The organism is Marivita sp. (assembly GCF_020055675.1).
Classification (GTDB): Bacteria; Pseudomonadota; Alphaproteobacteria; order Rhodobacterales; family Rhodobacteraceae; genus Marivita.
In genome coordinates this window covers 147,701-167,374 of sequence record NZ_JAIPUS010000001.1, presented here as the reverse complement: position 1 = coordinate 167,374, position 19,674 = coordinate 147,701, and the positions used below count along the sequence as shown (strand labels likewise).

Below are 19,674 nucleotides of genomic sequence, written 5' to 3'. Positions count from 1 at the left end.
CGGTGTTGTCTCTATCGCGGCGAAAGTCTAGCGCGGGTTTTTTTCGCGATAGGATCCCGACTCAGTCGAGAAGCTCGTCCCGCGACAACGCGAAGCCTGACGCGATCCACCGGTCCTCGACCTCCTGCAGCTTTTGGCCAAGCGCCGCGCCCGAATAGGCGGGCATCAAGTCTCCGGGCTTCACGGGGAACCTCTGCGTCGCAGCCTTTTCAGCCGTGACCAGATCTGATGTGTCGAGGGATCTTTCAAGCATCGCCGCGCGAAGCAGAATGACATCCTGTGCGATGCGCCTGCCATGCCGATAGCCCAGTTCCGCCGGGGCCATGACCGTCGATATCAGGCTCTGATACTGCGCAAGTCGCTTTTGATCCTTCTTCGACAGGCGAAGGGCAGTGCCATCAAAAACGCCCAGCGCCGCAAGTCGCACCAACGGATCGGGCGCGCGGTCGACGCTCTGTTCCAGATGCACAAGCGGGCCAAGCGCGCGCGCTTGACTGCCGGGAAGCGTTGCGTGCAACACCCCGACCAGCGCCATTGATGCAATCGCCGGAGACGGGTCCGGGGCTGACAACAGCTTGATCATTTCGGCGCCGACGCGTTCGCGGGACAGGCCCGCCAAACCTTCACGTGTCTCGGCAATCGCGGCAAGAGCATCGGCATCGAACCCGTGATCCGCGTTGCCGTACCACGCGGAAAACCGGAAAAACCGCAGGATTCGCAAGTAATCTTCGGTGATCCGCGCATGCGCGTCCCCGATGAAACGCACGCGCCGCGCCTTGAGGTCAGCAAGCCCGGTCAGCGGGTCGATCACCGTGCCGTCCGCATGGGCATAAAGCGCGTTCATGGTGAAATCGCGCCGCTTTGCATCCTCTGTGATATCGGTTGAAAAGCGCACGATGGCGTGCCGTCCGTCGGTTTCGGTGTCCGCGCGAAACGTCGTGATCTCGTATCCGAGCTTGTCTGCCACGACGGTGATGGTGCCGTGGTCGATGCCGGTCGGGACGGATTTCAGGTTGGCGGCCCTGGCCAAATCCTGAACCTGTTCGGGCGTGGCATCGGTGGCAATATCCACATCGGTCACCGGCACCTGCATCAGCGCGTTGCGCACGCATCCCCCCACGGCCAGGGCGACATGCCCTTGAACCTGGAGTGCCGCGAACACCGCCTGCGTGCTGTCCCGCGTCAGCCAGTCGCCTGTAACCTTCATAGCCTCTCCATCCGCTCGGCCAGCCCGCGCAGGATACGCGCCGTGGCCCCCCAGATGTAATAGGGTCCGAAGGGAACTGTATAGTAATTGCGCAGGGTGCCACGCCAACGGCGGGACTGGACGGAATAGAGACGCGTTTCGGTCACATGGGCCAGCGGCACACGAAACACCTCGGCAACCTCTCCGATCTCGGACACGATGTCGAAGGGGCGGTCGATCCACCCCAAAACGGGTGTGACAAGGAAGCCCGTCACCGTTTCGTGGGTCGGCAGCGTGCCAAGGGGCGCGACGTGATCGCGCGGCAACCCGACCTCTTCTTCCGCCTCGCGCAAGGCCGCGTCGATCACACTCGAATCGCCCTCGTCCTGTTTGCCGCCGGGGAAAGCGATTTGGCCCGGATGATGCTTGAGCCGGGACGACCGCTTGGTCAGCAATACATCGGCACCTTTCGACGTGGGCAGGATCGGCACCAGAACGCCCGCGAGCCGCAGTTTGCGCCCCACCGGCAAGGCAATATCCGCGTTCAGATCGAAATCGGACGACGCGACCGTGTTCTGCTCCAACGCGGCCACAAGCCGGGCACGGTCATTCACCCGACGCATCGTCCGCCTCGAACCCGACTGTGGCCGGGTCCAGATCGTAATGCGCGCCGCAGAATTGACAGTCCGCCGTGACCCGGCCGTCGTCGGTTGTCATCTTCGCGATATCCTTGGCGGAATAGATCGACAGGCTTTGCCGCACGCGGTCTTCGGAACAGGTGCAGCCAAAGCGTACCGGCATGGCGTCGAAAACCCGCGGCTTTTCCTCGTGAAAGAGGCGGAAGAGCAGATCCGTCGCTGGCAGCGAGGGTCCGATCAACTCGATTTCCTCGACCGTGGCGAGAAGGCTGTTGACGCGGTTCCAGTTCTCGCCCTCCTCCGCGTCCAGAAGATCATCGGCCAAAAGCAACCCTTCCTCTCCGGATCCGCCCTCTTCGGAGGCGAAGGGCGACGCTTTGGGCATATGCTGGATCATGATACCGCCCGCACGCCAATGCTGCGCGACACCCGGCTCCAGTGATTGTCCAAAGCTGAGCGCGAACCTGGTCGGCAATTGTTCGGATTGCGCAAAATACGCCTCTGCGCAGCTGGCCAGCGAGTCGCCAGAGAGTGGCGTGATCCCCTGGTAAGGCTGCATCCCTTGACCCTGGTCCATCAGGATCGCGAAATAGCCGTCTCCGATCTGTTCCATCGCCGGGCCATCCGTGACCTTGGCAGGATCAAAGCTCGCATAGGCACGGATCAAGGCGGGATCGCCTTCGGACTCCGGGGCATAGAAATCGGTGGCGATCATGCGCACAGCGCCTTTGGACTGCACCTGGAGCGACAGCTTCCAGCGCAACTTGATCGTCTGGCCGATGAGCGCGGTCAGCAGCGCCATCTCGGCCACCAACGCTTCGACGGCCGGCGGATAATCGTGCTGCTTGAGAATGCCGCTCAGCACACCGTCCAGCCGCGCCACACGACCCCGCGTGTCCGAGTGGTCAAGTTGGAATGGCAGGACGGTATCGTCCCAGGCGAGTTTCGAACCAAGTGTCATGAAATTTCCTTGCTTGCCGTCTTCGGGCATGTTCGTGACTATATAAACGACACAGGCACAGGTCCAAGGGGGGCGAACGGGGTTTGGCATGATGCGCAGGTTTGGCGACCCGCCGGAAAACGGGCGATCCTATATTCAGCGCACGGGCGCATACGCGATTCTGCCCATGGGGGACGGGCTTCTGCTCACGCATCAGGACGCGCCAGAGCCGGAGGTTCAATTGCCCGGCGGAGGACTCGACCCCGGTGAATCACCCGTGCAGGCATTGATCCGGGAGGTGTACGAAGAAACCGGCTGGCGGATCGCACGAGCGCAGCGGCTGGGTGCGTATCGCCGGTTCACCTATATGCCGGAATACGATCTTTGGGCGGAAAAGATATGCCTGATCTACATGGCGTTGCCCGTGATGCAATACAGCGCTCCGTCAGAGCCGGGTCACACCGCGCTCTGGATGACCATTGACGATGCAATGCCAGAGCTTGCCAATTCCGGCGACCGCGCGTTCGTTGCGCGCTTTGCGTCACGCGCCGCTGTATTCCAGAAGCGCGGCTGAAATATCATCGGCAAAGTCATCGGTACCCTGCGCGGCCACCGAAAGCGCATCGTAGAGCGCATCGAGGAAATCCGGCCCGGTCTTGTCCGGCGGGAGCGATTGGACAAGCCGCAACAGGCCGTCTTCCTCGAGCATGGTCTGGTCCGGCATGCGCGCCTCGGTGAAGCCGTCGGAATAGAGCAGCAAACGATCCCCGGGCGCCAACTGGATCGCGTGGTCCTCGAATGTGGCGTCCTTGATGAGGCCGACCGGCAGACCGCCGGTGCCGATAAACGCCGCGTCGCCGTTCCGGCGCAGCAAGAGCGGCGGCGGATGCCCCGCCTGCACGAACCGCGCGATCCCGGTTGACGGGCAGACATGGACATAGGCCAGTGTCAGGTATTCAGTAACCCCTTGTTGGCCCGCCACCCGCGCGTTGAGCCGCGCCGCCACACGGTGCGGCGGCAAGAAAACAAGCTCCTCCCCCTGTCGTGTCAGCGCCAGGTTTTCGCCGGGATACTCCGCACTTAGATAGCCCGCGACATGTGCGGTCATCATGGCGGAGGTGATACCATGCCCGGACACATCAAGACTGAACAGGCCGAAATCGCCGGAGTCTGCGCCAAACATACCGGCAAGATCACCGCCGACATGACCGCAGGAGCGCAGCAGGACGCTCACCCGGTTTTGGCCGAAAGTGGCCTGACGCAGCGGCATGAGCGATTGCTGCAGCACGCGTGCCTGTTGCAGATCCTTGTCGATGGACGCGTGAATCGTCTGAAGCTGGGACAATGTGTCCGCGATCACGCGGTTCTTTGCCTTCAGTTCCCGCTCCATCGACAGGATGCGTGCCCCTGCATTGATACGGGCGCGCAGTTCGTCCCCGTTCACAGGCTTGGTCAGGAAATCATCCGCCCCCGATTCCAGGCCAGAGGCGACGGCGGCTTTGTCGGATTTCGAGGTCAGGAGGATGAAATAGCCATAGCTGTCACGCGGCGCGGCCCGGAAGGCGGTGCAGAAATCAAGCCCGCTCATTCCCGGCATCATCCAATCGGAAATGATGAAGTCCGGCTGAAAGCCATCACACAGGGCCAGACCGCGTTCGGCATCTTCAGCTGCGATCACATCAAACCCCCATCTTTCCAGCATGAGGGTGAGGATCCGACGCTGCACAAGGCTATCATCCACCACGAGAACGCGGCGAAATTCAGTGTCCTGAACATCAGGGAACGCATATTCTGCGTCCTGTACCATAACCAATTTACCAACCAATGCGTCGGCCCCCGCATCCGATCTAGGCCGCAGAAGTTAAGCACAGGTGAATGTTAAAATTCGCCTCATTCGAACTTTGCGTATCGAGGGATGGTCATGCTTTTCTGCTACGCATCCCTGAGGATGGAGGCGTCCATGATAGACTGGAGTCGCGTAGCACAATTGCGGGATGAAATCGGCGCAGAGGATTTTGCCGAGGTGGCGGAGCTGTTCCTGCTGGAGGTTGAGGACACGCTGTTCCGCCTTGATGGCGCGGCTGACAACCCCGAAGAGATGCGCGAATTGATGCATTTTCTGAAGGGATCGGCCCTGAATCTCGGCTTTTCCGACCTTTCCACAGTGTGCAGCCAGGGCGAAGCGAACAGCGCAGGGATTGATGTTGCAACGCTCAAGGATCTGTACGCCCGGTCGCGCCGTTTTTTCGAGGCGGGGTACGCCAAACGATTCGCGGCCTGACGAGTCTCAGATCACGAACTGCGACAGCAGATCGTCATGGGTGATATCCTGATAGGTGAACCCGGATTCTTCCAACTTCGAGAATAACAAACCGAAATTCGCTGCGTCACGCGTTTCGATTCCAATCAGGACGGATCCGTAATTGCGCGCGGATTTCTTCAGGTACTCGAACCGCGAGATATCATCATCCGGTCCAAGCAAGTTCAGGAAATCCTTGAGCGCCCCCGGTCGCTGCGGCAGGCGAAGGATAAAGTATTTCTTCAAACCAAGGTATTTCTGGGCGCGCTCCTTCACCTCGGGCAGGCGTTCGAAATCGAAATTTCCACCCGTGGTCACGCAGACAACGGTACGCCCGCGAATCGACTGGCCCAGATCCTGCAAGGCATCGACAGACAGCGCGCCGGCAGGCTCCAGGACGATCCCTTCCACATTCAGCATCTCCAGGATCGTCGTACACAGCCGATCCTCGCGAATTGTCAGGGTATTGGCCAATCCGACCCCCTTCAACCGCGCGAATGTACGTTGCCCGATCTGCCCGACCGCGGCACCATCGGCAAATGTATCCACATGCGGCAGGCGCACCGGCCGGCCGGCTTCGAGCGCCGCACGCAAACTGGCACCGCCCGCCGGTTCAACGAAGGTGTATTGGCACCCGGTGCCAAGATAGCTGAGCATTCCTGCCGACAAGCCACCGCCCCCCACGGGCAAGACGATATGATCGGGCATTCCGCCCAGTTGTGCGAGGATTTCGACACCCACGCTGCCCTGCCCTTCGATCACATCCTCGTCGTCGAAGGGTGACAGGAAGTGCCCACCCGCTTCGGCGCAAAACGCCTGTGCCGCCGCCAAAGTATCGTCGAAGTAATCCCCGGTCAGGCGGATCTCGATGCTGTCGCCGCCGAACATCGCTGTTTTCTGGATCTTCTGCTGCGGCGTTGTCACCGGCATGAAGATCACGCCGCTCTTGCCGAAATGTCGGCACATATACGCAACGCCCTGCGCATGGTTTCCGGCACTGGCACAAACAAAGAGATTGGCGTCGGGCCGTTTGCGCATGGCATTGAATGCACCGCGCAGTTTGTAGCTGCGCACCGGCGAGAGATCCTCGCGTTTGAGATAGATGTTGGCATCGTAAAGATCGGACAGATGCGCATTGCGCAAAAGAGGCGTCTGCGGAAACACGTCGCGCATCGCCTGGGTCGCATCACGCGCTGATTGAGCAAAGTCGGTCATTGATCCCCCTTCAGGGAAACAGAGGTCAGTTGATGGGCCGCTCTTCGACGTAATGCCCATAAAGCGTCGTCAGAACAGAAATCCCGATGATCGTGGCGAACCAGTTCACGACCAGAGTGTAAACAAGGGTGATGGTCGAATCGGGCGCATCGTTGAATTGCGAGGGAAGCTGGATCACGACACTGCCACCGACCACGATCAAGGCCAGTGTCAGGATCGTGTCGCTTTTTCCGCTGGTCGCATCCCATGCATCCGCCAATGTAAGGTGCTCACCCACCGCTGCGGCCGGCAACATGATCCCGAGCCGGAAAAAGAAATAGGCCCCTGCCCCGATCATGATCAATGTCATCAGCCCGGCCAACCCCGGTAGCCCGATCGCGATGATGCTGATCGGGATCGACAGGACAATGACGCCAAAAATCACCAAGGCTCCGATCAGGATCGACCGCCCCAGATACCCGAGGATCAATGATCCTCGAAACTCTGGAAGCCACCCGCGCGTCACCTCCCCGTTCAATGCGAACCGGTGCCATGCGACGGCGATCCAGACGCTTCCGACAATGGCGATAAAACCGAAGAAAACGGTTGGCAGCATGTCTTCGGGCGCTGTCACCATGACCTGCATGCCTTCCATTTCGGTTGTTTGCGGCGGGTTGAAAAAAACGTAAATCACGTATGAACTCTGAACCAGGTACAGCAATAATGACAGGCGGAACGCCTGTTCGAGATTTTCCATCAACAGGTTGAAGGAATGTCGGAAAATCAGCCAACCCTGCGCCATGCGTATCATCCTGCTCTTGTGAAGCCTGCCAAGCAGCCACTTCTTGCCCCTGTCCGGAAAAACAAGTAATCGCCCCGGCAAACCCGTTAAAGGAAAACCCATGTCTGCGCCCAAAAAAGTTGTGCTGGCCTATTCCGGTGGCCTCGATACCTCGATCATCCTCAAATGGTTGCAAACCGAGTATGGCTGCGACGTGGTCACCTTCACCGCCGATCTGGGCCAGGGAGAAGAGCTTGAACCGGCGCGCGAAAAGGCGGTCATGCTGGGGATCAAGCCCGAGAACATCTATATCGAGGATATCCGCGAAGAATTCGTGCGTGATTTTGTCTTTCCGATGTTCCGCGCGAATGCGCTTTATGAGGGGTTGTACCTGCTCGGCACCTCGATTGCCCGCCCGCTGATTTCCAAGCGCCTGGTCAAGATCGCGGCGGAGACCGGGGCCGACGCGGTCAGTCACGGGGCAACCGGCAAAGGCAACGACCAGGTTCGGTTCGAGCTGGCGGCCTATGCGCTCAACCCGGATATCAAGGTCATTGCGCCATGGCGGGAATGGGATCTTTCCTCGCGCACCAGGCTGCTGGATTTTGCCGAAAAGAACCAGATCCCGATTGCAAAGGACAAGCGCGGCGAAGCGCCGTTTTCGGTCGATGCGAACCTTCTGCACACCTCTTCCGAGGGCAAGGTGCTCGAAGACCCGGCGCAGGAAGCGCCCGATTACGTCTACCAGCGCACCGTGCATCCCGAAGACGCGCCCGACACACCCGAGATGGTCGAGATCACCTTCGAAAAGGGCGATGCCGTTGCGATCAATGGCGAAGCGATGAGCCCTGCCACGATCCTGACCAAGCTGAACGAGCTCGGCGGAAAGCATGGTATCGGGCGGCTCGACCTCGTTGAAAACCGCTTCGTCGGGATGAAGTCGCGTGGCATTTATGAGACACCGGGCGGCACGGTTCTGCTCGAGGCGCATCGCGGGATCGAACAGATCACGCTGGACAGCGGCGCGGGCCACCTGAAGGATTCGATCATGCCGCGCTATGCGGAATTGGTCTATAACGGCTTCTGGTATTCGCCGGAGCGCGAGATGATGCAGGCGCTGATAGACAAGAGCCAGGAGCAGGTTACCGGCACGGTCCGCGTGAAGCTCTACAAGGGATCAGTCAACACGGTCGCCCGCTGGTCCGACCACTCTCTCTACTCCGAGGCGCATGTCACCTTCGAGGAAGATGCCGGCGCCTACGATCAGAAAGACGCGCAGGGATTCATCCAGCTCAACGCGCTGCGCCTGAAACTTCTGGCGGCGCGGAACCGGCGCCTGGCAGACAAGTGAACATGGAACAGCCCGTCGACCTTCGACGGGCCCCATGGCCATGACAACGCCGGGCGCTGCGTTGATATCCCCTCCGGGGCGATATGTGGCCCGTGACCAGCGGCAAACACTCATGCCAACGTAGACGTATTACGCCGCGCTTGATTGCTTCGAGATTGCGATAGGCTCGGAATGTCCGGTCCACGAAATCCGCCAGGGCGCACTCAAACAGGCGATATCGCAAAGGCTGTGGTCAAAGGACCGGAGAAAGGCGCTGGGGGATGCCAACGTGCCATTCCTGGCAAGTTAACCGAAACGGGCGTCCTGCACATCTTTCAGGTCAGGGATCACATCGGCCGTGCCTTGCCGCGTGACCATGATCGCGGCGGCTTGTTGTCCCAGAGAAATCGCCTGCGCCATCGGCAATCCACGATCCAGACCGGCCACGAGGAAACCGGTAAAGGTGTCCCCCGCGCCGGTGGTATCGACCGGATCGACCGGAATGGCGGGAAAGCTCTGATCGGATCCGTCGTCCGTGTTCAACCATCGGCAGCCCTCAGCGCCCAATGTCACGATAATGTCACGCACCGGCAGGTCGGCTAGGTCGGCGCCCGTCGCATCCGACAATTGCTGCGCTTCGACCGCATTCATCACGAGGATATCAAGCAGGGGCATCACGGTTTTCACCGATTCGGCATCAAAGGGTGCGGCCGCGTAAATCACGCGCATGCCTCTGGCCGAGGCCTGCGTGGCGCCAATCACCTGGCACGAGGTTTCGTTCTGGAACAGGAAGAGGTCGGCCTCTGTCGCGTCGGTCAACGCCTGCTGTATATCAGTCTCTGACAAGGCGTGATTTGCTCCGGGATGGATCAGGATCGCGTTTTCGCCTTGGTCGTCGATCATGATGACGGCATGGCCCGTCGGCGCGGAGACCTCGATGATGGCGCGGGTATCGACGCCGTATTCCAGCATCCGTTCAACGGCCCAGCGCCCATCCGGCCCGACCGCGCCGACATGCTTCACCCGCGCTGCCGCCCGGGCGACGGCGACGGACATATTTGCCCCTTTGCCGCCCAGGCCCCGGCTGTGTTCTGTCGCGGCCAATGTTTCCCCCGGTGCAAGAAGATGCGGCACACGGTAGAACAGATCGGCGTTGATAGAGCCAAGGTTATAGACCGCCATGCTCAGCCTCCCTTGCAGGCTGCCAGAACCGCCATGTTCAAGATATCGCTCGCCGTGCTGGAGGTGGAGCAAATCTGGATGGACTTGTCCACACCGGCCAAAATCGGTCCGATGACCGTCGCGCCGGCCATTTCCTGCATCAGCTTGACCGATATTGACGCGGAATGGCGCGCGGGCACGACAAGGACATTCGCGGGACCGGTCAGCCTCTGGAAGGGATAAGACTTCTGCGAAGTGCGATTCAGCGCGACATCGACTGTCATCTCGCCCTCGTACTCGAAAGTCACGCCACGCTTGTCCAACACGCGAGGCGCGATATGCATCTTCTCTGCGCGTTCGGACACCGGGTATCCAAACGTCGAGAACGACACGAACGCCACGCGCGGCTCCAGGCCCAGAAGGCGGGCCACATCGGCGCCCTGTTCCGCAATATTGGCAAGCTCTTCCTCGTTCGGCCATTCGTGCACGAGTGTGTCCGCCATCAGGACGATGCGCCCCTTGACCAAAAGCGCGGTGACACCGGCCGCCCCATGCGACGCGTCGGCATCGAAAACATGGTTGATCAACTCCATCACATGCGCGGATTTCCGCGTGGCCCCGGTGACCAACGCATCGCCATGCCCTTGTTGCAGCATCAGCGCCGCAAACACGTGCCGATCCCGGGCAGCGAGCCGGTGGATATCCTGCCGGTCATGTCCCTTGCGCTGAAGCCGGCCGTAAAGAAACTGCTTGTAGCGCTCCAGATGCTGGGTTTTGGCGGCGTTCACGACGTCGATCTCGCGCACGGCATCGGCCAGACCCGCCTCTTCGAGCTTGGCCTGCACATCGGACTCTCGCCCGACAACCAGCGCCTTTCCAAAGCCATTGCGCTGATACATCACCGCGGCGCGCAACACGCGCGGATCATCGCCTTCGGCAAAGATCATGCGTGCCTGCGCCGACCGCGCCCGCGCGTTTATGCTGCGCAGGATGCTGGCGGTCGGATCCATCCGTGATTTCAGCGAATCTTCATAGGCATCCAGATCAATGATCGGTCGCCGCGCCGCTCCGGTGTCCATTCCCGCCTTGGCCACGGCAGGCGGAATCCTGTGGATCAGACGCGGATCAAAGGGCGTTGGGATGATGTAGTCGCGTCCGAAGCTCAGGCTCTTGCCATAGGCCAGCGCCACCTCGTCAGGCACGTCTTCGCGCGCAAGCTCTGCCAGCGCCTGCGCGCAGGCGATCTTCATCTCGTCGTTGATCGCCCGCGCATTGATGTCGAGCGCGCCACGGAACAGGTAGGGAAAGCCCAGAACGTTGTTCACCTGGTTCGGATAGTCGCTGCGCCCGGTGGCGACGATGGCATCGACCCGCACCTCGTGGGCCTCTTCCGGCGTGATCTCGGGATCGGGGTTCGCCATGGCAAAGATCACCGGGTTGTCGGCCATCGACCGCACCATGTCCTGCGTCACGGCCCCCTTGACGCTGACCCCGAGGAACACGTCGGCCCCGACCATCGCCTCTTGCAGCGTGCGCGAATCCGTCTTGACCGCATGGGCGGATTTCCACTGGTTCATGCCTTCCGTGCGGCCTTGGTAGATCACACCCTTGGTATCGGCCACGACGCAATTGTCGTGCCGTGCCCCCATGCGCTTGAGCAGTTCGATACAGGCAATGCCCGCCGCCCCGGCACCGTTCAGCACGATCTTCACATCCTCGATCTTCTTGCCGGAAAGGTGCAGCGCATTGATCAACCCTGCCGCACAGATCACCGCTGTTCCGTGCTGGTCGTCATGGAAAACGGGGATGTCCATTTCTTCCTTGAGCCGCTGCTCGATGATGAAGCACTCGGGCGCCTTGATGTCTTCCAGGTTGATGCCCCCGAAGGTCGGACCCATCAGGCGCACGGCTTGGCAAAAGGCGTCGGGGTCTTCGGTATCGAGTTCGATGTCGATGGAGTTCACATCCGCAAACCGCTTGAAGAGAACCGATTTGCCCTCCATCACCGGTTTGGACCCAAGCGCGCCAAGATTGCCCAGCCCCAGAACCGCCGTTCCATTCGAGATCACCGCAACAAGGTTGCCCTTGTTCGTATAATCATAGGCAAGCCCCGGGTCCTTTGCGATATCCTCGCACGGGACGGCGACACCGGGGGAATAGGCAAGAGACAGATCCCGTTGCGTTGTCATCGGAACGGTCGCCTGCACCTCCCACTTGCCGGGGGTCGGTTCAAGATGAAAGGCAAGAGCCTCCTCGCGGGTGAACTTTGGATTGGACATGCAGTCAGGGCCTCATTGATCAAATTCGGGTTTTCCGCCCGCCTCGCTCGTCTTAATGTCATGCCAAAGCACCAAGGGGAAGATTGTGAACGCGAATAAATCACCCGTCACACCCATGATGGCGCAATATCTGGAAATAAAATCCCAGTATTCAGACGCTTTATTGTTCTACCGCATGGGTGATTTTTATGAATTGTTCTTTGACGATGCGGTTGCCGCCGCAGAAGCGCTCGACATCGCGCTGACAAAGCGGGGCAAACATGATGGCGATGACATCCCGATGTGCGGCGTGCCGGTCCATAGTGCCGAAGGGTATTTGCTGACGCTGATCCGCAAGGGGTTTCGGGTGGCCGTCTGCGAACAGATGGAAAGTCCCACCGAGGCGAAAAAGCGCGGGCACAAATCCGTGGTCAAGCGTGACGTCGTGCGTCTCGTCACGCCCGGCACCCTGACAGAAGACACGCTTCTCGAAGCCCGGCGCCACAATTTCCTTGCCGCTTTGGCCTGCGTCAGAGACGAATGGGCGCTGGCCTGGACAGATATCTCGACCGGTGCGCTGCATGTCTTGCCCCTGCCCCTGGCCCGCGTCGGTCCGGAATTGGCGCAACTGTCCCCGGCCGAGGTCTTGATGGCCGACGAAATGGATACGGTTGTCTCCGAAGTGTTGAAAGATCTTGGAATCGAAGCGACGTCGCTGGGCAAATCCAGCTTCGATTCGACCAGTGCACAGACTCGGCTGGAACGACACTTCGCTGTCTCGTCGCTGGAAGCCTACGGGCGATTTTCACGGCCGGAATTGTCCGCGTTGGGTGCATTGCTCGATTATCTCGATCTGACGCAAAAGGGGCGCTTGCCGCTCTTGCGTCCGCCGCAGCAGGAAAAGCTGGGCCACGCGATGCTTATCGATGCGGCAACACGGCGAAACCTCGAACTGACACACAGCCTGAACGGAGGCCGGGCCGGATCCTTGTTATCGGTCATCGACCGCACCGCAACAGCCAGCGGTGCGCGGTTGTTGGAACGTCGACTGTCCACCCCTTCGTGTGATCTTGCCACGATCCGCGACCGGCAAGAAGCTATCGATTGGGCAATGTCAAACGTAGCCGCAGCCAAACACGTGCGGGATGCGTTGAAACGGGTCGCCGATCTTGACCGGGCGCTGTCACGGCTTGGGCTGGATCGCGGCGGCCCCAGAGACATGACGGCCATTCGCAATGCTCTGGAGCAGGCAAATGCAATTACGGTTGTGTTAGAGCCACATACACTGCCCCATCTGTTGCAAGCATCGGTTACCGCCTGCACCGGACATGACGCGCTTCTCGATCTTCTCGATGATGCGCTTGTGGCCGACCCCCCGCTTCTGGCGCGGGATGGGGGATTCATTGCGCCGGGCTACGCCGCCGAGCTGGATGAAGCCCGCACGCTGCGTGACGAAGGACGCGGTGTCATCGCAGGCCTTCAGGCCAAATATTCCGAGATGGCGGGGGTGTCGTCGCTTAAGATCAAGCACAACAACGTTTTGGGCTATTTCATTGAAACCACCGCCACCCATGCACAAACGATGATGGCGCCGCCGCTGAACGAAACCTTTATTCACCGGCAAACGACAGCCAACCAGATCCGGTTCACCACGGTCGAACTCTCCGAACTTGAACGGCGCATCATGAGTGCCGGAACCGAAGCGATCGAGATTGAAAAGCGGCTCTATGAGACATTGAAAGCCGCAATTCTGGACCAACAAGCGGCGCTCAATACGCTTGCGACCGGGCTTGCCGAGCTGGATCTTGCAACGGCTCTGGCCGATCTTGCAAGCGATCTGGACTGGTGCCGTCCCACGGTGGATAACAGCCGCGCCTTCGAGATCGCCGCGGGCCGCCACCCGGTCGTGGAACGCGCATTGAAAAGCGGCGATACAGGCTTCGTCGCCAATGATTGCCAATTGAACGCCGCAGGAGACGCTGCCGCGATAAAGCTGCTCACGGGTCCGAACATGGCCGGCAAGTCCACCTACCTGCGCCAGAACGCGCTGATTGCCCTATTGGCGCAGGTTGGATCCTACGTTCCGGCGCAATCGGCACATATCGGGCTGGTCAGCCAGGTTTTCAGCCGCGTTGGCGCGTCTGACGATCTTGCGCGCGGGCGATCGACGTTCATGGTGGAAATGGTCGAAACCGCCGCGATCCTGAACCAAGCGGATGATCGGTCTCTTGTTATTCTGGACGAGATTGGACGGGGCACGGCGACGTATGACGGGCTCTCGATCGCATGGGCAACCTTGGAACACCTGCAATCGCAGAACCGGGTGCGCGCGCTTTTTGCCACGCATTATCACGAGCTGACGGCGCTGGCCGCAACGCTCGACGGGGTCACGAACGCGACCGTCGCGGTGCGCGAATGGGACGGCGACGTGATCTTCCTGCACGAGGTGCGGGACGGGGCGGCGGATCGGTCTTATGGTGTGCAAGTTGCGCAATTGGCCGGGTTGCCACCCGCGGTAATCACCCGCGCCCGATCAGTTCTCGAGGCGCTGGAAAAAGGCGAGCGGGAAAACACTTCGCCCAAGGCGCTGATCGACGATCTTCCGTTGTTTTCCGCCGTCGCCAGCGCACCACAGCCGGCAACCTCAAAATCCGAAAACGAGATCGAGGCACAGATCAAGGATCTGCACCCCGACACGATGACACCCATGGAGGCGCTACAGGCTCTGTACCAGCTCAAAACCCTGGTACAGGAAGACGGCGATTAGGATTTCGGTGTTGAGCTGACGCCGACCTGCGCCGGGCGCAAAAGCCTGTCGTACAACATGAATCCTTCGGCAGAGACCTGAATGATGTCGCCTGCGGTTGTGCCGGGTACAGGTGCTTCGAACATCGCTTCGTGGTGCTGAGGATCAAACTTGTCGCCGACTTCCGGCTTTATCGGCTGAACACCATGTTTGCTGAAAACGCTCCGCAATTCCCGCAGCGTCAGTTCCAGACCTTCAATCAAGGCCTCGGACGATTCACGTTGTTCTTCCGATATCGATTCGAGGGCACGGCACAGGTTGTCATACACCGGCAGCAAATCCCGAGCGAGGCGAGAACCACCATATTGCTGCGCTTCGCGGCGATCCTTGTCGGACCGCTTGCGCGCGTTTTCTGCATCGGCCAGTGCGCGCATGAACTTGTCTTTCAGATCATCCCGTTCAGCACGCAAAGCATCCAGATCAGCGGCCTCTTCGCTGATCTCTTCTTCCAGTGCTTCGTTTTCCTCTGCCTCGGCATCTGCCAAGCTGTCGAGAAAATCCTTTGTGTGATCCGTATCCGCCATCTTGTTACCCTTGGTTGCGGTCGCCGAGCAATTTCCCGACGAGCTGCGCTGTGTAGTCTACGATCGGTACGATCCGCCCGTAATTCAGACGTGTCGGGCCAATGACCCCAACCGCACCGATTATCTTACGGTCAGCGTTCATATAAGGAGAGACAACCAAAGAGGAACCCGAAAGTGAGAAAAGTTTATTCTCAGAACCGATAAAAATGCGCACACCGTCGCCCTCTTCTGTCAATTCCAGAAATTCGGCAATGTCCCGCTTACGTTCAAGATCGTCGAACAGCTCGCGGATGCGCTCCAGTTCATCGGCGTGAGTTTCTTCGGCCAGCAGGTTCGACCGGCCGCGCACGATCAGGCGGCCTGACATATCGGCGGTCTCATCCCAAACGGCAAGCCCCTGCTCAACCAAAGTTGCCGCCAGCGCATCAAGTTCGCGCCGTTTGTCCGCCATGTCGTCCTTGATTGTCCGTTGCAATTCCGACAGCGTTTTACCTTCGACAAGCGCATTGAGGAAATTCGCGGCCTCGCGCATGGAACTTGGTGTCTGCCCCGGTGGTGGCGTGAAAAGGCGGTTCTCCACATGCCCGTCGGCAAACACCAGGACCACCAGGGCCTGATCGCCCCCCACTGGCACAAATTCGATATGCTTGATCGCCGCCTCGTGTTTTGGCGTCAAGACAAGCGATGCGCCATGGGTGACACCCGACAGGGCCGACCCGACCCGATCCAGGATGGAGCCTACGTCTTGACTGTTGCTTGTCACCGTTTCGTCGATCTTTTGCCGATCATCGAGATCGAGATCCCGCACTTCAAGAAGACCATCGACAAACATGCGCAGACCAAGCTGTGTCGGCACACGTCCCGCGCTGATATGCGGGCTGTCCAACAGGCCAAGAAACTCGAGGTCCTGCATCACATTGCGGATCGTCGCCGCCGACACCTTTTCATCCAGCGACCGTGTCAGCGTGCGTGATCCAACGGGTTCACCGCTGGACAGATAGCCTTCGACCACCTTGCGAAACACCTCGCGGGAGCGGTCATTCATTTCTTCCAGAACTTTTGATCCGTCGGTCAATCACTCACCTCATTGCGCTTTGGCCCACACCTGTTGCGTAGACTTATCGGCTTGCGGAACCTGAAAGCCTGCTTGTATCCGTACACAATAATCAAGAGGACATCCCATGCGACCATCAGGCCGAAAACTAAGCGAAATGCGCGCGGTTTCAATCGAAACCGGTATCAGCAAGCACGCAGAAGGATCCTGCATGATCCGCGTGGGCGACACCCATGTCCTGTGTACCGCCACGATAGAAGACCGGGTGCCGCCGTTCATCAAGGGTTCGGGTCTTGGCTGGGTCACTGCCGAATACGGGATGCTGCCCCGCTCCACCACGAGCCGGATGCGTCGGGAAAGCTCGGCCGGCAAACAACAGGGCCGCACGGTCGAGATCCAACGGTTGATCGGGCGCAGCTTGCGGGCCGGCGTGGACCGTGTCGCAATGGGAGAGCGGCAAATCACCGTCGACTGCGACGTGATCCAGGCCGATGGCGGAACCCGCTGCGCCTCCATCACTGGCGGTTGGGTCGCACTGCGTCTTGCGGTGAACAAGCTGATGAAAGCCGGTGACGTGATAAGCGATCCGCTTGTATCGCCCGTCGCCGCCGTCAGCTGTGGCATCTACGCGGGACAACCCGTGCTCGACCTCGATTACCCCGAAGATTCCGAAGCCGGTGTGGATGGCAATTTCATCCTGCGTGGCGATGGCCAATTGATCGAAGTGCAGATGTCCGCCGAGGGAGCAACCTTTTCGCGTGATCAAATGTCAGAACTGCTCGATCTCGCCGATGCCGGAGTTCAGGAACTGGTCAGGATGCAACTGAAGGCTGCGGAATGACACGCAAGTTCGACGGTAATCGGCTTCTTGTGGCAACCCACAACCAGGGCAAGCTGGAAGAGATTGCCGACCTGCTCAAGGATTTCAGCGTGACGGTTGTTGGCGCCGCTGACATGGATTTGGCCGAGCCGGTCGAAGACGGGACAAGTTTCGTCGAGAACGCCCGGATAAAGGCCCATGCGGCGGCCAAGGCAACCGGCCTGCCGGCCCTGTCCGACGACAGTGGACTCGAAATCGACGCATTGAATGGCGCACCGGGTGTCTATACCGCCGATTGGGCCGAAACAGAGACTGGTCGCGACTTTGTCATGGCCATGGAAAAGGCACATACCGCCATTCTTGGCACCGGGATCTCGCCACCATGGACGGGGCGGTTCTGCTGCACCCTCGTCCTTGCCTGGCCCAATGGCCATGACGAGGTATTTCCGGGCAAGATGGAAGGCCAGATCATCTGGCCGATGCGCGGCGATCAGGGACACGGATATGACCCCGTTTTCCAGCCGAAAGGGTATTCCCTGACCTTTGGCGAAATGGATCGGTGGGAAAAAAACAAGATCAGCCACCGCGCTGATGCCTTCCGCAAGTTCGTGGCCGGCTGCTTTGGCTGAGCTTTGGCAGGAACGCGGATTCGGTCTCTACGTCCACTGGCCGTTTTGCGCTGCCAAATGTCCCTATTGCGATTTCAACAGCCATGTTCGATCTGCCGTGGATCAGGCCCAATGGGCCGATGCCTTGGCTCTCGAAATCCGCAGGACCGGGGAACGGACAGGTCCACGGGTTTTATCCTCTGTCTTTTTTGGTGGTGGCACCCCGAGCCTTATGGAGCCGCAAACGGTGGCCACCGTTCTGGCTGCGGCGCGTGATGTCTGGAGTTTTGCCAACGATATCGAGATTACCCTAGAAGCCAATCCGACGTCGGTCGAGGCACACCGCTTCGAAGGCTACGCCAAGCACGGGGTCAATCGGGTATCGCTCGGCGTGCAAGCCTTGAACAATACGGATCTGCGCAAACTCGGTCGATTGCATTCCGTTGAAGAGGCGCAGGATGCCTTTGGAATTGCCCGCCAGAATTTTGAACGTGTGAGCTTCGATTTGATCTATGGGCGCCAGACCCAGAGCCTGTCTGACTGGCAGCAGGAGCTGGGTCAGGCTCTGGACATGGCGGTCGATCATCTGTCGCTTTATCAATTGACGATCGAGGAAGGGACCGCATTCTGGGATCGCGCGGAACGCGGAAACTTGCGCGGCTTGCCCACCGACGATCTAGGCGCGGATCTTTACCATTTGACCCAGACTATGTGCGAGGATGCGGGCTTCATCGCTTACGAAGTATCCAACCATGCGCGCGCCGGCGCAGAGTCGCTGCATAACCGTCTCTACTGGCGTGGCGGCGATTACGCCGGGATCGGGCCCGGTGCGCATGGAAGATTGACCATAGACGGCCAGCGCATAGCGACTGACTCCTGGAAACAACCAGAAGCATGGCTGCGCGCCGTGCAAGCGACAACCGGGGTCCGGTCAGAAACGCCCATGTCGCAACTAGATATTGCGGATGAACGCCTGATAATGGGGCTTCGGCTTCTTGAGGGTCTATATATCGATGATGTAACTCATCTGATTGACTGGTCGAAATTTCGAACCTTTGAATCAGACGGTCTGGTTTGGCAGTCAGAAAAGAAATTCGGGGCAACCAAGAAAGGCCGCCCCGTTCTGAATTATCTAATTTCTCAGCTTGCCAAAGCCTGATTATTTGGTCGCGCTAAGCACCATACACAATGCGTCCAGATCTTCGAGCGACTCGTACCCGATTGACACAGTGCCGGATTCTTTGCCCGCCTGATGCGTGATTGAGACCTTCATATCCAAGGCCGCTGACAGATCTGCTTCGAGCGCCTTGGTATCCGCATCCTTCGCCGTGGCGCTCGGTTTGGACGCCCCTTTGGGTTTTGATTCTGCCGTTGGGTTAAGCGCTTCTTTAACCAGCCGCTCCGTCTCGCGCACGGATAGCCCATTTCGCACGATCCGCCCTGCCAGATGAGTGGGATCAGGCGCCGTTACCAAGGCGCGCGCGTGTCCCGCAGACAGTTTTCCATCCGTCACAGCCGTCTTGACGACGTCCGGCAGATTGAGAAGCCGCAACAGATTTGCGATGTGGCTACGGCTCTTACCCAAAGCCTGGGCGAGCTTTTCCTGCGTGTGACCAAAGCGATTCATCAATTGCTCGTATCCAGCCGCCTCTTCGATCGGGTTCAAATCAGCGCGCTGGATATTCTCGATAATCGCGATTTCAAGGACATCCTCATCGGAAAAGTCGCGCAAAACCACTGGAACTTCATGCACGCCAGCCGCCTGAGCCGCCCGCCATCGACGTTCACCAGCGACGATCTCGAATTGCGATCCGGACTCTCCGCGTTGACGGACGATTAACGGCTGGATGACGCCTTTGCTCCGGATAGAATTTGTCAGCTCTTCCAATGCTTCGGTATCGAATGACCGGCGTGGCTGGTCCGGGTTGGGAAACAACTGGTCGACTGGCAAAACCTGCGTCGGGCGTTGGGCGGGTTCGGTTGCAGGCTCAGCCTCGGGCTCTATATCTGCCATCAATGCGGAAAGACCCCGCCCCAGCCCTCGTCGCTGCTCTTTTTTCTCTGACATGATCCGC

General features: G+C 59.5%; 18 protein-coding genes. 7 read left to right on the top strand and 11 right to left on the bottom strand.

Annotated elements, in window-relative coordinates; translation table 11 throughout:
* Positions 1–61: 61 nt before the first annotated feature.
* Genes LCF59_RS00780 through LCF59_RS00770 form a run of 3 tightly spaced genes read right to left on the bottom strand, consistent with a single transcriptional unit; the run spans position 62 to position 2,785 of the window.
* Positions 62–1,207, bottom strand: coding sequence for a CCA tRNA nucleotidyltransferase (locus LCF59_RS00780; protein ID WP_292284656.1), 1,146 nt, complete (start codon positions 1,205–1,207; stop codon positions 62–64).
* Positions 1,204–1,809 (bottom strand): CoA pyrophosphatase, encoded by a 606-nt coding sequence (locus LCF59_RS00775; protein ID WP_292284654.1) that lies wholly within the window; start codon positions 1,807–1,809, stop codon positions 1,204–1,206. Before LCF59_RS00775 ends, LCF59_RS00780 begins: the two co-directional genes overlap by 4 nt.
* A complete protein-coding gene (locus tag LCF59_RS00770) occupies positions 1,793–2,785 on the bottom strand; it encodes an Hsp33 family molecular chaperone HslO (RefSeq protein WP_292284652.1) in 993 nt (330 codons plus the stop codon). The genes LCF59_RS00775 and LCF59_RS00770 overlap by 17 nt, the downstream gene beginning before the upstream one ends.
* A gap of 88 nt (positions 2,786–2,873) precedes the next feature.
* On the opposite strand from LCF59_RS00770, the gene LCF59_RS00765 reads away from it, so the two are divergent.
* Positions 2,874–3,338 carry an NUDIX hydrolase gene (locus LCF59_RS00765; protein WP_292284650.1) on the top strand — a complete coding sequence of 155 codons (465 nt, stop codon included), beginning with the start codon at positions 2,874–2,876 and terminating at the stop codon, positions 3,336–3,338.
* On the opposite strand, the gene LCF59_RS00760 is transcribed toward LCF59_RS00765, so the two are convergent.
* The gene (locus LCF59_RS00760) at positions 3,306–4,571 is read right to left on the bottom strand and encodes a SpoIIE family protein phosphatase (protein WP_292284648.1); all 1,266 of its coding nucleotides are present in this window, start codon (positions 4,569–4,571) and stop codon (positions 3,306–3,308) included. The genes LCF59_RS00765 and LCF59_RS00760 overlap by 33 nt on opposite strands.
* Positions 4,572–4,724: 153 nt before the next feature.
* On the opposite strand from LCF59_RS00760, the gene LCF59_RS00755 reads away from it, so the two are divergent.
* Positions 4,725–5,045 (top strand): Hpt domain-containing protein, encoded by a 321-nt coding sequence (locus LCF59_RS00755; protein WP_292284646.1) that lies wholly within the window; start codon positions 4,725–4,727, stop codon positions 5,043–5,045.
* Between the two features lie 6 nt (positions 5,046–5,051).
* Here the strand turns inward: LCF59_RS00755 and ilvA are convergent, their stop codons facing one another.
* Complete coding sequence (ilvA, locus tag LCF59_RS00750; protein ID WP_292284644.1) at positions 5,052–6,278, bottom strand: threonine ammonia-lyase IlvA; 1,227 nt, start codon at positions 6,276–6,278, stop codon at positions 5,052–5,054.
* A gap of 25 nt (positions 6,279–6,303) precedes the next feature.
* Positions 6,304–7,059 carry a hypothetical protein gene (locus tag LCF59_RS00745; protein ID WP_292284642.1) on the bottom strand — a complete coding sequence of 252 codons (756 nt, stop codon included), beginning with the start codon at positions 7,057–7,059 and terminating at the stop codon, positions 6,304–6,306.
* 100 nt (positions 7,060–7,159) lie between these two features.
* On the opposite strand from LCF59_RS00745, the gene LCF59_RS00740 reads away from it, so the two are divergent.
* The gene (locus LCF59_RS00740) at positions 7,160–8,389 is read left to right on the top strand and encodes an argininosuccinate synthase (RefSeq protein ID WP_292284640.1); all 1,230 of its coding nucleotides are present in this window, start codon (positions 7,160–7,162) and stop codon (positions 8,387–8,389) included.
* A gap of 285 nt (positions 8,390–8,674) precedes the next feature.
* Here the strand turns inward: LCF59_RS00740 and LCF59_RS00735 are convergent, their stop codons facing one another.
* Both LCF59_RS00735 and LCF59_RS00730 read right to left on the bottom strand, forming a co-directional pair.
* A complete protein-coding gene (locus LCF59_RS00735) occupies positions 8,675–9,550 on the bottom strand; it encodes a ribokinase (protein WP_292284638.1) in 876 nt (291 codons plus the stop codon).
* A gap of 2 nt (positions 9,551–9,552) precedes the next feature.
* A complete protein-coding gene (locus tag LCF59_RS00730) occupies positions 9,553–11,808 on the bottom strand; it encodes an NADP-dependent malic enzyme (protein ID WP_292284636.1) in 2,256 nt (751 codons plus the stop codon).
* Between the two features lie 115 nt (positions 11,809–11,923).
* Between LCF59_RS00730 and mutS the strand changes: the two genes are divergently transcribed.
* Entirely contained in the window at positions 11,924–14,554 is a 2,631-nt protein-coding gene (gene mutS / locus LCF59_RS00725; protein WP_292285006.1) for a DNA mismatch repair protein MutS, read from the top strand.
* Here mutS and LCF59_RS00720 read toward each other — a convergent pair.
* Both LCF59_RS00720 and hrcA read right to left on the bottom strand, forming a co-directional pair.
* Positions 14,551–15,117 carry a nucleotide exchange factor GrpE gene (locus LCF59_RS00720; protein ID WP_292284635.1) on the bottom strand — a complete coding sequence of 189 codons (567 nt, stop codon included), beginning with the start codon at positions 15,115–15,117 and terminating at the stop codon, positions 14,551–14,553. The two genes, mutS and LCF59_RS00720, sit on opposite strands and share 4 nt — an antisense overlap.
* Before the next feature lie 4 nt (positions 15,118–15,121).
* Positions 15,122–16,192: a heat-inducible transcriptional repressor HrcA gene (hrcA, locus tag LCF59_RS00715; protein ID WP_292284633.1), complete on the bottom strand. Its 1,071-nt coding sequence runs from the start codon at positions 16,190–16,192 to the stop codon at positions 15,122–15,124.
* Positions 16,193–16,298: 106 nt separating this feature from the next.
* Between hrcA and rph the strand changes: the two genes are divergently transcribed.
* The 3 genes from rph to hemW are packed head-to-tail and all read left to right on the top strand — an operon-like array spanning position 16,299 to position 18,758.
* A complete protein-coding gene (gene rph / locus LCF59_RS00710; RefSeq protein ID WP_292284631.1) occupies positions 16,299–17,012 on the top strand; it encodes a ribonuclease PH in 714 nt (237 codons plus the stop codon).
* Positions 17,009–17,620, top strand: a complete 612-nt coding sequence (gene rdgB / locus LCF59_RS00705) for an RdgB/HAM1 family non-canonical purine NTP pyrophosphatase (RefSeq protein ID WP_292284629.1) — start codon at positions 17,009–17,011, stop codon at positions 17,618–17,620. The genes rph and rdgB overlap by 4 nt, the downstream gene beginning before the upstream one ends.
* Positions 17,583–18,758: a radical SAM family heme chaperone HemW gene (gene hemW, locus LCF59_RS00700; protein ID WP_292284627.1), complete on the top strand. Its 1,176-nt coding sequence runs from the start codon at positions 17,583–17,585 to the stop codon at positions 18,756–18,758. The genes rdgB and hemW overlap by 38 nt, the downstream gene beginning before the upstream one ends.
* On the opposite strand, the gene LCF59_RS00695 is transcribed toward hemW, so the two are convergent.
* Positions 18,759–19,667 carry a ParB/RepB/Spo0J family partition protein gene (locus tag LCF59_RS00695; RefSeq protein WP_292284625.1) on the bottom strand — a complete coding sequence of 303 codons (909 nt, stop codon included), beginning with the start codon at positions 19,665–19,667 and terminating at the stop codon, positions 18,759–18,761.
* Positions 19,668–19,674: the final 7 nt, after the last annotated feature.

Excerpts from the sequence above, each read along its gene's own strand:
- LCF59_RS00780 (WP_292284656.1), bottom strand. The coding sequence starts at position 1,207 with ATGAAGGTTACAGGCGACTGGCTGACGCGGGACAGCACGCAGGCGGTG.
- LCF59_RS00775 (WP_292284654.1), bottom strand. The coding sequence starts at position 1,809 with ATGCGTCGGGTGAATGACCGTGCCCGGCTTGTGGCCGCGTTGGAGCAG.
- LCF59_RS00770 (WP_292284652.1), bottom strand. The coding sequence starts at position 2,785 with ATGACACTTGGTTCGAAACTCGCCTGGGACGATACCGTCCTGCCATTC.
- LCF59_RS00765 (WP_292284650.1), top strand. The coding sequence starts at position 2,874 with ATGATGCGCAGGTTTGGCGACCCGCCGGAAAACGGGCGATCCTATATT.
- LCF59_RS00760 (WP_292284648.1), bottom strand. The coding sequence starts at position 4,571 with ATGGTACAGGACGCAGAATATGCGTTCCCTGATGTTCAGGACACTGAA.
- LCF59_RS00755 (WP_292284646.1), top strand. The coding sequence starts at position 4,725 with ATGATAGACTGGAGTCGCGTAGCACAATTGCGGGATGAAATCGGCGCA.
- ilvA (WP_292284644.1), bottom strand. The coding sequence starts at position 6,278 with ATGACCGACTTTGCTCAATCAGCGCGTGATGCGACCCAGGCGATGCGC.
- LCF59_RS00745 (WP_292284642.1), bottom strand. The coding sequence starts at position 7,059 with ATGGCGCAGGGTTGGCTGATTTTCCGACATTCCTTCAACCTGTTGATG.
- LCF59_RS00740 (WP_292284640.1), top strand. The coding sequence starts at position 7,160 with ATGTCTGCGCCCAAAAAAGTTGTGCTGGCCTATTCCGGTGGCCTCGAT.
- LCF59_RS00735 (WP_292284638.1), bottom strand. The coding sequence starts at position 9,550 with ATGGCGGTCTATAACCTTGGCTCTATCAACGCCGATCTGTTCTACCGT.
- LCF59_RS00730 (WP_292284636.1), bottom strand. The coding sequence starts at position 11,808 with ATGTCCAATCCAAAGTTCACCCGCGAGGAGGCTCTTGCCTTTCATCTT.
- mutS (WP_292285006.1), top strand. The coding sequence starts at position 11,924 with ATGATGGCGCAATATCTGGAAATAAAATCCCAGTATTCAGACGCTTTA.
- LCF59_RS00720 (WP_292284635.1), bottom strand. The coding sequence starts at position 15,117 with ATGGCGGATACGGATCACACAAAGGATTTTCTCGACAGCTTGGCAGAT.
- rph (WP_292284631.1), top strand. The coding sequence starts at position 16,299 with ATGCGACCATCAGGCCGAAAACTAAGCGAAATGCGCGCGGTTTCAATC.
- rdgB (WP_292284629.1), top strand. The coding sequence starts at position 17,009 with ATGACACGCAAGTTCGACGGTAATCGGCTTCTTGTGGCAACCCACAAC.
- hemW (WP_292284627.1), top strand. The coding sequence starts at position 17,583 with ATGCCTTCCGCAAGTTCGTGGCCGGCTGCTTTGGCTGAGCTTTGGCAG.
- LCF59_RS00695 (WP_292284625.1), bottom strand. The coding sequence starts at position 19,667 with ATGTCAGAGAAAAAAGAGCAGCGACGAGGGCTGGGGCGGGGTCTTTCC.